Here is a 13,857-nt window from a genome sequence, read left to right as displayed (position 1 = left end):
AAAGCATAAATAATAATATTTATGCTTTTTTAACAATGAAAACAATCCGTAATATTATTTAGCTAAAAAAGATGCAACTTCTTCAGCTGTTAATGGACGGTATTGACCAGGTTCAAGATCTTCATCTAATTCAAGTGAACCAACACGGTCACGATGTAAGCCAACAACACGGTTACCTACCGCTGCAAACATACGCTTCACTTGATGGTACTTACCTTCAGTGATGGTTAAAACACCTTCACGTTCACCTACAATTTCTAATTTTGCAGGACGAGTAAGCCCTTCTTCACCGTTTAATTGCACACCCGCTTCAAATTGTGCAATATTTTCAGCAACAATAGGATCGGCGGTTTCTACCAAATACACTTTCTCACACACATGGCGTGGTGACGTAATACGGTGTGACCATTGGCCATCATCCGTTAATAACGTTAAACCGGTTGTATCACTGTCTAAACGTCCAGCCACGTGCATTTTTTCAGGGCTAACTTCATCAAACAATACAAAAACAGTCGGATTGAAATCATCAACATGTGAACACACAAAACCTTGTGGTTTATTCAACATGAAGTAACGAGGCCCTTGCAGGCGAAGTGGACGACCATTAAATTCTACATTATTATCGTCACCGACAGAGAAAGAAGCACTGCGAACGATTTCGCCATCAACTTCAATCATTTTATCACGAAGAAGTTTACCGGCTTCTCTACGGGTGATACCTAAAGTGGTACCTAAGAATTTATCAAGCCTCATTGACTGGCTCCGCTACTTACAAAAGATTTGGTATTATAGGAAGCAAATCACAGATATGCATTAAAAACTTCATTTTCGAACACATTCATGCTTTAAACACATTGAAACGGCAACGAACAAAAATAAAAATAGTTAACGCTGCCGTTATTTAATTAAAAATATGAACATTTCTATGACTCAATTGTCATATATCTGCTAGATTACAAATTAAAAAAACATCCACTCTATGCAAATACAACAACTTACTCACACGTTGTAACCAATAAAGCTTTCAATGGTAAAGCTTTAACTTAGGGACTCAGTATGAACATTTCTCTTCGCACACCAATACTTTCTTCATTAGATAAATTTCTTCAGTTAATCGATGAATTATTTGATTACGAAGCTTTACCTCAGAAAGCAGAGCAAACCATGGTCGCGGTAAAGCAGCTGTTAAGTAATCCAGCATTAGGACAGGCATGGTTCATTGAAGTAGAACAACACGGCATTAAACATATTGCTGGGCATATTATTGTTAGTTATAGCTTCAGTCTTGAGCATGGCGGAAAAATTGGTTTAATCGATCAATTCTATTTAAAAGCGAATTGGCGTCAACACGGCATTGGAACAGAGCTATTACCACAACTTGAAACATTAGTTGTTCAAGATGGGGTTAAAGCGTTATCGCTTGAGGTCAATATCGGTAATGCAGGTGCACGTAATTTCTATGAAAAGCATGGCTTTACGCCTCGTCGTCAATTTTGCATGATAACAAAAAACTTAACAGAATCCCCAGTCGCTGCCACTATCGCCTCATAAATAAACTTAATAATAACGATTAATCTAAATTTAAGCCTTGTTTTAACAGGGCTTTTTTCGTTATAACTAAAGGGTCACCTGAATACGGGCAATCACACCCCCTGCTCCTCGCCACTGGTTTATATAAAGGAAATAACAATGTTAATAAGTATAATCGTCTTTATAGCACTGGTTGCTGGGCTATATATTGCAATGCGCAACAGCCTTATTGGTAAGAAAAATCAAGTCGCAAATGCAGAGGCAAGCATTGATGTCATGCTTAAAAAACGGTTTGATTTACTCCCTAACTTAATTGAAACCACCAAAGCGTATATGAAACATGAGCAATCAGTATTAACCGAGTTAACCGCATTACGACAGCAATCATGCAATATCGATACAGCAAATAAGCCTCAGTTAGATAAACAACTATCAGATGCCGTTTCTCACTTTAAAATTGCGGTTGAAGCCTACCCTGATTTAAAAGCGAACGAAAACACAATCTTTTTGATGCGATCGATTAATGAAACGGAAGAACAAATTTCAGCCGCTCGTCGTAGTTTTAATGCCGCAGTAACACGTTATAACAACGCCATTGAAATGTTTCCATCAAGCTTTATCGCCAACCAAATGCTGTTAACCACTTTACCGTTATTTGAAATTTCAGACGTAGAACGCACCAACATTGATGCAGCACATTTATTTAAGCAGTAGGACATAATTATTCATGGATAGTAAACTGACTGTACTTTACGAAACCCATCTTAAACCTCAGCTTGAAGCGCTTGATCAGGATCGTAAACAAGTCATAAAACAATATTGGATCTCATTACTGCTTGGTATCGGTTTTGCCGTGACGATCATTCCATTAAGCTTTATGTATAACTTTCAGGCGTTTGGTATCATTTTTTCAATTATCATTGCGATCGTTATGCACCGTTTATACAGCAAACGCTGGGATCAATATAAAAAAGATTATAAACATAAAATTGTCACCAAATTAATAAGTTCAATTGATAACAGTTTTAATTACAAACCGACACAATGCATTGATAAACAAGATTATAAAAATAGTGCCCTTTTTGGTCGTCATTATGATCGTTATCGAGGTGAAGATTTTATTGAAGGTCACATAGATAAAACATCGTTACGTTTTTCTGAGTTGCACACGGAATATAAAACCCAAGGTCGAGATAACAATGGTAAAAGCCAAGACCAATGGCACACTATTTTTAAAGGGCTCTTTTTCGTTGCTGATGCAAATAAGCATTTCTCCGGTCAAACGACCATCATGCCAAAGAATCACAGTATTTTTTCCGCAATGGGTCAGAAACTCTCTGACATATTCAGTAATAACCAACAACAAGTTATTCTTGAAGATCCTGAGTTTACGCAACTGTTCAATGTGTACAGTAACGATCAAGTTGAAGCCCGTTATCTATTATCACCCGCCATGATACAACGACTAATTAATTTCAGTAATCGCTCGGATCATACAATAGCCTTCTCATTTGTTAATGATCATCTGTATATCGCGATTTCAAGCTCTAAAAATTATTTTGAACCTAAATTATTCCAACAAGCCGACTCATTAACGTTTATTGCTTCTATTTATTATGATCTAAAATTTGTGATTAATATTGTGGAAGAATTAGATTTAAATACTCGAATCTGGACAAAACCATAACACCCCGGCATAGATTTCAGCCATAAAAAAACGGAAGCTCAAGGCTTCCGTTTTTATTACATATTATATGGCGACTAATCGTCTAATCTGCCAAAAATGCCGCTTCCAAAAAGTATGATGTAAATTTGAAATAGACACCCCCCGCGAGCTTGCTGAGTTCATAAAATCACCATTAGAAAGATAAATCCCCACATGACGTTCATTACGACCCGTCTTAAAGAAAACTAAATCGCCCAACTTGGCTTGATTCTTACTAACTCGCCGACCTAATTTCACTTGCCCTAATGTTGTTCGAGGCAAATCACGATGAAATACCTGACGATACATCTTCATCACAAATGCAGAACAATCAATCCCTCGATGGCTTGAGCCACCAAAATGATAAGGTGTCCCTTTCCATCCATAATATGCATGAAAAATTTTATTCCTTACCAATCGCACGTGTCGTCGCTCTTGCAACTTTGTCAGGTGATGGCGCTTACGTACATGGTGTTTATGGTGTAATATATGTTCATGTCGTTTACTTTTATGTAAGTAATGACGATGAATACGTGAATGATGCACCGTCACATGAGCAGTCGTTCGCGTAGTAGACGCAGCGGCATACCATGATAAAAATGCCGATAAAACGATAATAATTCTGAGAATATAAAGCATTGGTCGTCGTTTTTAAATTATAGGTAAAATCATAGCTAAGTTACAATGTAACATTATTATTAATACTACATTGCCCTATTTATGCAATATATAAATTCAATAACGACCATAGCGATTACCGCAAAATAAAACTTATTTCCTTGACAAGTTTTATTTTACAAAACCAACCTAATTCAATGTTAATTCAGTAAATTATTGCTCTCTGTTTAGCTGCTGTTAACACTTGCCAAAATACTGGTTAAATGTACACTAGTAGCAGTTCATTTGTCATAGATTTGCTGTATGTATACTTTACGTCCTTACCAACAAGATAGCGTTAACGCTACCATTCATTATTTTCGCAAACATAGCACACCCGCCGTTCTTGCTCTGCCTACAGGCGCAGGAAAAAGCCTCGTCGTCGCAGAATTAGCACGTATTGCTAGAGGCCGCGTTCTAGTACTCACTCATGTAAAAGAGCTGGTGGAACAAAACCACGCTAAATATGAAAGCTATGGTCTTAAAGCAGCTATTTTCTCTGCGGGATTAGGCCGTAAAGAAACCGATCAACAAGTGGTGTTTGCTTCCGTTCAATCAATGGCAAACAGTCTTGATAAATTTCATGAACAATTTTCATTACTCGTTATTGATGAGTGTCATCGCGTACCTGATGATGAAAATAGCGCTTACCGCAAAGTTATTACACATGTACAAACCGTTAATCCCAATATCAAAGTGCTTGGATTAACTGCCACCCCTTATCGATTAGGTACAGGCTGGATTTACAAATACCATACTCGTGGTCAAGTAAAAACGGAAACTGAACGCTTCTTTCGTGATTGTATTTTTGAATTACCCATTCGTTACTTGCTTGATGAAGGCTTTTTAACTGAGCCTAAAGTGATGGATATGGCGGTATTAGGCTACGATTTTTCGTCGTTAACACCATCTAATACCGGTCATTATAAAGAATCAGAACTTGATAGTGTAATCGAGCAATCAGGGCGCGCTACACCAATGATCATCGAACAAGTCATCGATTACGCCAAAGATCGTCGCGGTATTATGATCTTTGCCTCTACCGTTAATCATGCTCAAGAGATCATGGGCTATCTCGCACATGAAAATGCCGCACTTGTTATCGGCGATACTCCCCTTGATGAACGCGATCGGATCATTAATGATTTTAAAGCACAAAAAATCAAATACCTTGTTAACGTATCTGTATTAACAACGGGGTTTGATGCGCCTCATGTTGATCTTATTGCCGTATTACGCCCAACAGAATCAATTAGCCTTTATCAACAAATTGTCGGCCGTGGTTTACGTTTATTTGAAGGTAAAAAAGACTGCCTTATTCTTGAATATGCGGGTAACTGTTACGATCTCTATCAACCTGAAGTAGGTGATCCTAAACCGAATGGCGACAGTGAAGTGATAATGGTTCCCTGCCCTGCATGTGGTTTCAACAATAGCTTTTGGGGCAAGCTTGATCCTGCTGGCTTCCTCGTTGAGCATTATGGTCGTCGTTGCCAAGGCTATTTTGAAGATGACGATACGGGTGAGCGTGAAGAATGTGGCTACCGTTTCCGCGCTAAATATTGCGAAGAATGTGGCGCAGATAACGACATTGCCGCCCGCCGCTGTCATCAGTGCAATGCAGTGATGGTTGACCCTGATAAAAAGCTACGCGAAGCATTAAAGCTCAAAGATGCAATGATAATGAAATGCACCGATATGCGTTTAGAACCGGGTAAGAATAAGTTTGGTAAGCCACAACTTAAAGTGGTTTATATTGGCGAAGAAGACAATGAAATTAACGAGATTTGGCAGTTATCAACCAAGACTCAAAAAAGTGACTTTCTCACCAAGTTCATTAATCCGCACTTAGTGGATAAGCATCGCCCCTTTATCGATACCGCCCCGACAAAAGTGGCGAATAACGAACATCGGTTAAGACCGCCAGAGATCGTCATTGCCCGTAAAAATGGCCGCTTCTGGGCGATACGCGATAAACTTTTCGATTTGGATCAGTATCAGAAAGGCTGAAGCAATAACTGATTAGCTGTACTGACTTTTACTCGTCTTACAGCTAAGTTACTGGTTTTGAAGTTTATAGTTAGCTAGAAGTTAGTTAGTGATATTACGAGGGCATGAGAAGAAACAACTTCAACTGATCCAATATGCCTTTATGTTATCAAGGAAACTGACGTTGCCCTCACAACAAAAAGTTATCCGTTTAACGGCACAACCCTTTTGTCCATGCTGTCAGCATGTCATGCAATTGGCGGGGATTTTTCGACCCAGATAAAAACGTAAAACAATAAGGATAATGTTCGACTTCTTTTCAGCACCACACTTCATGATATTCGTAATATTTACTTATATAAAGCCGCTCGGGCTTGTCCAACACTTCGGATAGGTATCGGCTGCGCGACACATATCCTTATCTGTTATATTCACTCTTACGTCTAAGTGAATAACTGGCCGACTGTTTTCATTGGAATGAACATTCTTACTCGACCATTGATTTCACAAAGAACCTCGAAACCATATTTTGCATAGAATGACTCCGCTTGTTCAGTTAAACAATCGACAACAATGGCATAAGCTCTCATGTGGGAGTTAATTTCCCAAAGATATTCGAGAGCTTTGATTAAACTAACTTTACCTAACCCACTTCCATGAAATTCTTTATGAACCGCAAGTTGAGCTAAAAGGAAAACAGGAATTGGATAGCGTGGTAATTTTTTAGCCATCGCTTGTGGCAACGTATCACGGCTAATCGAACTTGGCGCAATACTATAAAATGAACAAATTGGATATTTCTGATTTAGTAGTGGCACTGAAGCAGGCAAAACCATTGTGCGGCTAATACCTGCTTGCATATGTTTAGCAGCTTGAGTTTGGATAAAATCATTTAACTCTTTTTCCCCACAGTCAAATGATGCTCTATCATGCTGTGATTTATCCAATTCTTTGAAAGTTTTGGAATAACTCACTTAAACTCACCACTTTTAGTAAATGCTGCAGCTTCAAGTAATGCGTTATTCGGAGCCTTAGCCTCGTCACAAGCAAGCATGAATTGGTCAAATACATTTGCTTCAACAGTGATGCTTTCATGCTCAGAAATTACCTGAGTTGAATTTTCGTCCATTAGACGAACAACATATTCAGTTAAGCTTTTTAAACCAAGTAAAGCTGAAGCTTTCTCAGCCTTAGCTTTGATTTCTTCATCCAAACGGATATCAAGTCTTGCAGTAGCCATAAAACCTCCAATCGTACGGAGTAACTCCGTAATTAACCTGAGTATAAGATTTAAACAACCAAAGCGCAACTTGTACGGAGATAATGCGGATTCAATTTTTAAGCTTTGTGAATATAACGTCGCGCTAAGCGGACTAAAATTGTGGGTTAAAATGTGTAGCGAAGCGAAACGTAACCCACTGTTTTAGTTCCGTTTAAGCGCCTTGTTAGCAGTTTAATCAATTTAAAAGAGCTAAATCTTTTTTTAAATCATCAGGTTCAGGTTTATAGCAAACATCCCAATTATATAAACCATTAAGAATGTTATATTTAACTAATAGAGTATTAAATTTGGTTGACCCATACTTGCTCAATGCATTGTAAAATAAAAGGTTCAATTCATATCTTGATAGCTGCGCTCTTAATATATTTGCATATGAATCGTTCTTATCTGAAGCGTCTGCTAACTGAAGAGTGTAATAAAGATTTCTAAAATAATGCCCTAATATATGACCATAATCGTGGTAAAAGTTATTATAGATATCCCCTATTATTTTAACCCGCTCATCTGGTTTCATTTGCCTTATCAGAGTATCTCCAATAGCTTCAATTCTAGATTTTTCATCATCAATAATACTTGCGTCAAATAGACCTTTAAATAATTCATTTTTATTTTCACTTAGCCCAAAATAGTAAATAACTAAATCTCTCCCAGTACCTTCAATTAATGGAGAACGCTCTTTAATAATACGAGATAGAAAATCGTATCCAAAACTTGGAAGTTCAGACGGATCTTCCTGAATTTTTCTTCTGGCAATAGAGAAACAAAAATCATTATAGCTAATATCAAATTGTTCCGATAAAGCTTTGAAAGCATCAAAACCAACAGAATCTTTATATACAGTTTGGTTAGTCTTTGAATGATGAAAATTTAGTAAAGAATAAAAGGAGTTTTCTTCACTTTGTTGTTTAAACTGTGCTTTAGTTTGGTCCATAGAATACAGAAGACCGATAAATGCAAGAACACTTACTATCGGGCTTAGAACACCACCAAAAAAAGAACCAAACTCTCCCCATACTGAATGTGAGTCGGATAACCCACCATGGAACTCTGTAACATATAAAAGTAAAATTATTACGGCAAAAATACTAAATATTGAGATTGTAAATTTATATTTCACTCTATAACTACCTATTCTGGATACTGCAATGAGACTGCTAACAACTTATTATATTAACAACTTGCCCGAATTTGTTCTTTGAACCTGCGCCCGTATTTTATTCGTCATTATGCAAAAAACATTATAAATCAAAAACATTATTACATTGATTGCCCGATAGAAGTCACAAAATCGGGCATCTGCCTTTTAGTTGCTACTTTTTTACTAAGACTAATTGCTGTATGTATTAACAGTATAAAAAGTGCGATATGACTTCTCTCTTTCTAACTTACATAAAAGAATACATGTATCAAAAAACACGCAAAACGTACCGTTGAAAGTTATTTATATTGAATAAAAAGCTATATTTTTTTCAAAAATAAAAACATCCTGATAAATTAAATAATAATATTAAACAATTTCTTTCTTATTTAAATAACTAATCACATTCAACAAATAATAATTTTCACTAACTTTAAATATATTATCATTTAAAATTCCAACAAACTTTTTCAGCACCACCCTTTAAGATATTTTCAATATTTACTTATATAAGGTTGCTCGGGCTTGTCCAACACTTCGGATAGGTGTCGGCTGCGCGACACATATCCTTATCTGTTATGTTTTCTATTCTAATTGCAAAGTATCTTTAGCCTGAGTGCATTTATTATGTTCAATAAGTGTAGACGTATGACTTTTCTTAACCTGACCATCTTCATGTAAATTTACTATAATAGCTTCTATTGTTTTAAATGGTTTTTCATATATTTCAGGACTAATAGTTTTCAAATCCGCAGTAAAACCAAAAATGACAAATAATGTTGAAAATATAATTCCCCAATGAGGTTTTCTTTTATTAATTTCTTTTTCAACACTATTTAGTTTTTCCAACAATAAATCAACATTTTTGTCTTTATTTAAACCTTCCAACTGTGATTTAAACAACGAAACTAATGATAATATTTTATTTTTATTAATGATTTCTGGATTATAATTATCTGAAAAATCCTGAAATAATTCAGGATTATAATAATCATTATCAACTTTAGATGCTGCAAATTTAACCATTTGAGATAATCGATTTAGTGCTATCTTCGCATTTATTAATCGTTTATTTGAGATATTTTCATAAGCTTCTGGTGTGGATATTGTTATCTTCAAGTTGAATACTGACTTTAAAATACCCTGGTAATTTTCTCGTTCTTTTTGTTTATAAAATTTATCAAGATCATCGATGTCTAAACTAAACAGTACTGCAAATAAAGTGGAAAGCTGATTCTCATCATGTATTTTTTTAATTTGCATACTTAAAGATTCTGGCAAATATGTAAATTGCTCTTCTAACCAAAAATATACAGCTTCAAATTCACTTAACAAATCCCTATCACTTTTGATTATTACTGGATTAATTAAAATTGAGCTAGATATATATTTGTAATATTTTGATATAACTAACATTTTATCTTTATTTGATGGGTATTCTCTATTTTCCACAGTATACAAGATATCTTTTTTTAGTTGTTCTAATTCTTTTTCTATCATAATAATTTTTAACTATCCTCCAAAACATAACAACTTATTATATTAACAACTTGCCCGAATTTGTTCTTTGAACCTACGCCCGTATTTTATTCGTCATTATACAAACAACATTATAAATCAAACATATTATTATATTTACCACCCGATATAAGTCACAAAATTAGATATATTCCTTTTAGCTTTATTCCTAATACTAATTCGGGTATCTATTAACAGTATAAAAAGTGCAATATAGTTTATCTTTCTCTTATTTAAATAAAGAAACACATCTAGCAAAAATAATAACACTACAACATGCTGTAAGTAGATTCCCTATCTCGTTCGTAACCTCACTGTAGGGAATGACGGGGTAAGTTTTGCATTTACTATTGGACTTTTCAGTAAAATATTGGCATCAAATAAAACATTGGACAGCCATATATTTTGTTCTTAAATAGCGCCCTAAAAATAAACCATTCCACCAGCAACAGCTTTTTTTACTGTGAAAATTACTGCTTATTTTTACATTCTTGGTTAAATCGATTCTATTTCTATATTTCAAGATCACCAAAAACCACAATATTAACCGTTATTGCGGTATTTTTATCTCATTCTAAGAAGCTATAACTCACTGACTTTCATTTACACTTAAAAGCTCAAAATTATGGCTATTCTATGTTTTTTTCTTGATTTCTGATAGGTTAGCTTGCTTCAAAGACGTTGAGAAAGCCAATGTATTTCATCATACCATCGTCGCTGAAAACGGTGGCAATCAGGTACATCTACTTATCAATGCTTGCGGTGATAGTTATAAAACAAACCATTACAACCATGCCTTACTGATTAATTCATTGGTTAACCATTCGCACGCTTTACCATCGTTATCTTTATGCCAAGCAATGAATAAAGGCGGGTTAACTCTTGGCACTGTGCATTTTTTCTCAATCAAAATACCGTCATGTAGTTGCTGTTTAATTAAATGACGAGGTAAAAAACCGACACCAAGCCCCATTGTCTGAGCCTCAATTTTAGCCTGCATGGTTTTAAAGCGGATTTGTTGTTTGCTTTTAAACAAACCCATGTCTCTGGTGGGCAGTAATACAGAAGAATCAGATACAATTAAAGAGGGATAAAGCAATAAATCACTGGCTTCGATAGATCGTTCTATAAGGGCTAAGGGATGACTCTGGCTTACTACAAATAGAAAATCGACTCTACCAATCTCTTTTATTTGATACTCGCCTTTTGGTAAGTGATCTGAAACGCCAATGGCGATATCGGTACGATTACTATGCAGCGCATCCCACCCTCCACCAAGTGATTCTTCAGAAATGGTAATATTGGTATCATGTTCTAATTTATTGAACTCAAGAACAGACTCTAGTAATGGAGCTAGCGGGATAATGGTATCTCTTGAGATGATAATATTTCTTTCCCACCCAGAATCAAGTTGCTTTACTGCCGATTCTAATTTATCGGTAGCTATCAGAATTTCTCGTCCTTGATCTAAAATTAATCTGCCTGCTGAAGTTAACTGCGCTTTTTGTTTTGAACGATCAAACAAAACCACATTAAGGTCGTCTTCGAGCTTTTTAATGGTATAAGTGAGTGCAGAAGGGACTTTAAATAAGGATTTGGCTCCAGCGGCAAAGCTGCCTTTTCTATCAATGGCATCTAATGCTCTTAGTGCATCAAGAGTAATGGGTGATTGCATGACGATCCTCATTTTAAAGATATTAAGCCATAATATGACAGCATATAGTGAATTCAAGTTCACGTACCCTACCATGTCTATTTATACATTCAAAAAAATTGAACTATAAACTCAAATACTTCCAATTTTCTTTGAGAACCAATTATCTATAATAATTTAGCAGCAGAGAGGGAAATCCTCTTACATTGAATTAGCAAGGACATAAAATGAAACAGAAAATCGAGCAACTATTAACGTCAAATGCAGGCTTTAGCACGTTAGCACTTCGTATTCCTGTGGGTATTATATTTATGGCTCATGGTTCTCAAAAACTGTTTGCGTGGTTTGGTGGTTATGGTTTAGCTGGAACCGGACAATTCTTTGAATCTATTGGACTAGCACCGGGTGTCGCTATGGCATTTTTAGCAGGCAGTGCTGAGTTTTTTGGTGGTCTATTTATTATTCTTGGTTTATTGACTCGACCATCCGCGCTGGTATTAGCCTTTACTATGTTGATTGCGATTGTAAGTGTTCATTTACCTAATGGGTTGTTTATGTCTAATGGTGGTTATGAATTTGGGTTAGCACTATTAGCGGCAAGTGTGTCTTTGATGTTATCTGGTGGCGGTAAAGTAGCTGTAGATAATTGGTTAGCAACTCGACTTTCTGCACAAAAGTAATTTTTAGTCCGGACTAACATTGGACCGACTATTGGACCGACTAACATTGGACAGCCATATATTTTTATTTGAAATAAAATAGAATCAAAAAAAAACCGACGAGTTATTTGCACGTCGGTTTTATTATTTGAGCTTACTGTTTGTCGTCGTTCTAATGAATACGACCAATACGGTTGAAGCGAACACCATTAGGTAACCAACTTGGCCACATTGAACCTGCATCATGATTGAAGGTAAAGCTGATCCAAATAAAGGTCGCTTTACCAACTAAGTTCTGCTCTGGCATAAAGCCCCAGTAACGGCTGTCTAAACTGTTATCTCGGTTATCACCCATCGCAAAGTAATGACCTTTTGGTACAACCCATACGCCCATTGGTGAACCTGGCTGTTGGTAATAACGGTAAAGTTGTTCAGGTAATGCAGGATCTCGCAAAATGTGATGATTAACTTTGCCTAGTTGCTCGTTGTATTCATCTAATCGCACCCCTTGCTCAGTAAAGTTAGTTAAACCAACATATTGTTTAGGTACTTCTTGCGCAACAGGGCAGACTTTTCGACCATCACAAGCCGGTTTAATATACAGCGTTTTGTTTTGGTAAATAACGGTGTCACCCGGTAAACCAACCACACGTTTAATTAAATCGATCTTTGGGTTAGACGGATCAATAAATACGGTAATGTCACCACGTTGTGGCTTACCCGTTGGAATTAATGTTTTATGGAAAATAGGATCGCGTAGTCCGTAAGCAAACTTTTCTACGCCAATAAAATCACCAGGAAGCAAGGTTGGTTGCATTGAGCCACTTGGAATTTGAAAAGGTTCGATAATAAATGATCGAATAATCAAAATGGCAAACAATACAGGGAACAATGAGCGTGCTTGAGCAACCCAACTTGATGTACTCTCCTTTGTCAGCCCCTCTCTTTTAGGTTGCCATACGAACTTATCTAATGCGAAAACAAGGCCTGTAATCAAGGTCGCGATAGTAAGAATAAGTGAGAACAATTCTGCTGCGTTGAATACTGAAAGCATGTTCAATCCCAAAAACTGTGTAAATAGAATAATCTATGAATAATAATACGCCTTATTAAACATGATTAATGTACTAAATAAAACGGCTAGATTTCGTAAACTATGATCTCACTGTGTTAGTCATTACTTTAATGGAACAATTTGGACAGCCATATATTTTGCTTTTAAATTGAACCGCAAAAAAAGCAAACCATTCCACCAGCAACAGACTCTTTTACTGTAAAAATTACCGCTTATTTTTTACATTCTTGGTTAAATCAGGCTTATTCCCATATTTCAGGATCAACAACGCCCACAATCCTGATGATTATTGCCGTATTTTCATATGATTATAAGGAGCTATATTTAATTAGGATGTAACTGATAACTCGCTGACTTCCCTTTACACCAATGTCCACCAATACGTTGTTTGAAGGCACACATTTGAGACCATTTACCACTCACGTTGGCATAATGTTCCATAAACTGTTCACTGTGTTCAAGCCAAGCACCTGCTGTTATTCCCATTTGTTGTAAAATCTTGGGTTGATTAGGTGCAATAAAACCTTTTTTATCATTTCGAATACAGCGACCAGTCCAATCAATAAGTTCGAGGTAATCGGCAAAAGCAAAGTTTATTCCCGCTTTTTTAGCTTGATGTTCTGCGCCAACAAAGGGTAATAATTGGAAAT

13 protein-coding genes and 3 pseudogenes are annotated in these 13,857 nt (G+C 36.2%); 7 read left to right on the top strand and 9 right to left on the bottom strand.

Going from position 1 to position 13,857, the window contains the following annotated elements:
- Positions 1 to 54: 54 nt before the first annotated feature.
- Positions 55 to 753 carry a 16S rRNA pseudouridine(516) synthase RsuA gene (rsuA, locus tag C9J51_RS07715; RefSeq protein WP_045037433.1) on the bottom strand — a complete coding sequence of 233 codons (699 nt, stop codon included), beginning with the start codon at positions 751 to 753 and terminating at the stop codon, positions 55 to 57.
- 303 nt (positions 754 to 1,056) lie between these two features.
- Between rsuA and C9J51_RS07710 the strand changes: the two genes are divergently transcribed.
- From C9J51_RS07710 to C9J51_RS07700, 3 genes are all read left to right on the top strand, one after another.
- Positions 1,057 to 1,551 carry a GNAT family N-acetyltransferase gene (locus C9J51_RS07710; RefSeq protein WP_045040517.1) on the top strand — a complete coding sequence of 165 codons (495 nt, stop codon included), beginning with the start codon at positions 1,057 to 1,059 and terminating at the stop codon, positions 1,549 to 1,551.
- Between the two features lie 138 nt (positions 1,552 to 1,689).
- Positions 1,690 to 2,244, top strand: a complete 555-nt coding sequence (locus tag C9J51_RS07705; protein WP_107236936.1) for a LemA family protein — start codon at positions 1,690 to 1,692, stop codon at positions 2,242 to 2,244.
- Between the two features lie 13 nt (positions 2,245 to 2,257).
- The gene (locus C9J51_RS07700) at positions 2,258 to 3,217 is read left to right on the top strand and encodes a DUF3137 domain-containing protein (protein ID WP_045040518.1); all 960 of its coding nucleotides are present in this window, start codon (positions 2,258 to 2,260) and stop codon (positions 3,215 to 3,217) included.
- 63 nt (positions 3,218 to 3,280) lie between these two features.
- On the opposite strand, the gene C9J51_RS07695 is transcribed toward C9J51_RS07700, so the two are convergent.
- Complete coding sequence (locus C9J51_RS07695; protein ID WP_052668165.1) at positions 3,281 to 3,874, bottom strand: NlpC/P60 family protein; 594 nt, start codon at positions 3,872 to 3,874, stop codon at positions 3,281 to 3,283.
- Between the two features lie 282 nt (positions 3,875 to 4,156).
- Here C9J51_RS07695 and C9J51_RS07690 point away from each other — a divergent pair, with 282 nt between their 5' ends.
- Together C9J51_RS07690 and C9J51_RS19790 are read left to right on the top strand one after the other, a co-directional pair.
- Positions 4,157 to 5,902: a DEAD/DEAH box helicase gene (locus tag C9J51_RS07690; protein ID WP_045040519.1), complete on the top strand. Its 1,746-nt coding sequence runs from the start codon at positions 4,157 to 4,159 to the stop codon at positions 5,900 to 5,902.
- 91 nt (positions 5,903 to 5,993) lie between these two features.
- A pseudogene (locus C9J51_RS19790) lies at positions 5,994 to 6,164 on the top strand (IS91 family transposase); the annotation flags it as partial.
- A gap of 160 nt (positions 6,165 to 6,324) precedes the next feature.
- On the opposite strand, the gene C9J51_RS07680 reads toward C9J51_RS19790, so the two are convergent.
- From C9J51_RS07680 to C9J51_RS07665, 4 genes are all read right to left on the bottom strand, one after another.
- Positions 6,325 to 6,855, bottom strand: coding sequence for a GNAT family N-acetyltransferase (locus C9J51_RS07680; RefSeq protein ID WP_045040520.1), 531 nt, complete (start codon positions 6,853 to 6,855; stop codon positions 6,325 to 6,327).
- Entirely contained in the window at positions 6,852 to 7,121 is a 270-nt protein-coding gene (locus C9J51_RS07675) for a type II toxin-antitoxin system TacA family antitoxin (RefSeq protein WP_045040521.1), read from the bottom strand. Before C9J51_RS07675 ends, C9J51_RS07680 begins: the two co-directional genes overlap by 4 nt.
- Before the next feature lie 217 nt (positions 7,122 to 7,338).
- Positions 7,339 to 8,280 carry a putative phage abortive infection protein gene (locus C9J51_RS07670; protein WP_107274949.1) on the bottom strand — a complete coding sequence of 314 codons (942 nt, stop codon included), beginning with the start codon at positions 8,278 to 8,280 and terminating at the stop codon, positions 7,339 to 7,341.
- 606 nt (positions 8,281 to 8,886) lie between these two features.
- Entirely contained in the window at positions 8,887 to 9,801 is a 915-nt protein-coding gene (locus C9J51_RS07665) for a hypothetical protein (protein WP_107274948.1), read from the bottom strand.
- Positions 9,802 to 10,466: 665 nt separating this feature from the next.
- Here C9J51_RS07665 and C9J51_RS19750 point away from each other — a divergent pair.
- Positions 10,467 to 10,565 (top strand): annotated as a pseudogene (locus C9J51_RS19750) (IS1595 family transposase); the annotation flags it as partial.
- Positions 10,566 to 10,603: 38 nt separating this feature from the next.
- Here the strand turns inward: C9J51_RS19750 and C9J51_RS07660 are convergent.
- Positions 10,604 to 11,494, bottom strand: a complete 891-nt coding sequence (locus tag C9J51_RS07660; protein WP_045040966.1) for a LysR family transcriptional regulator — start codon at positions 11,492 to 11,494, stop codon at positions 10,604 to 10,606.
- 206 nt (positions 11,495 to 11,700) lie between these two features.
- Between C9J51_RS07660 and C9J51_RS07655 the strand changes: the two genes are divergently transcribed.
- Positions 11,701 to 12,153, top strand: a complete 453-nt coding sequence (locus tag C9J51_RS07655) for a DoxX family protein (protein ID WP_045040967.1) — start codon at positions 11,701 to 11,703, stop codon at positions 12,151 to 12,153.
- A 151-nt stretch (positions 12,154 to 12,304) separates the two neighbouring features.
- Here the strand turns inward: C9J51_RS07655 and lepB are convergent, their stop codons facing one another.
- Complete coding sequence (gene lepB / locus C9J51_RS07650; RefSeq protein ID WP_045040968.1) at positions 12,305 to 13,186, bottom strand: signal peptidase I; 882 nt, start codon at positions 13,184 to 13,186, stop codon at positions 12,305 to 12,307.
- A 345-nt stretch (positions 13,187 to 13,531) separates the two neighbouring features.
- Positions 13,532 to 13,857, bottom strand: a pseudogene (locus C9J51_RS19490) (hypothetical protein); the annotation flags it as partial.

The organism is Photobacterium iliopiscarium (genome assembly GCF_003026395.1).
Lineage (GTDB): Bacteria > Pseudomonadota > Gammaproteobacteria > Enterobacterales > Vibrionaceae > Photobacterium > Photobacterium iliopiscarium.
This window is presented reverse-complemented; position numbering and strand designations above follow the sequence as displayed.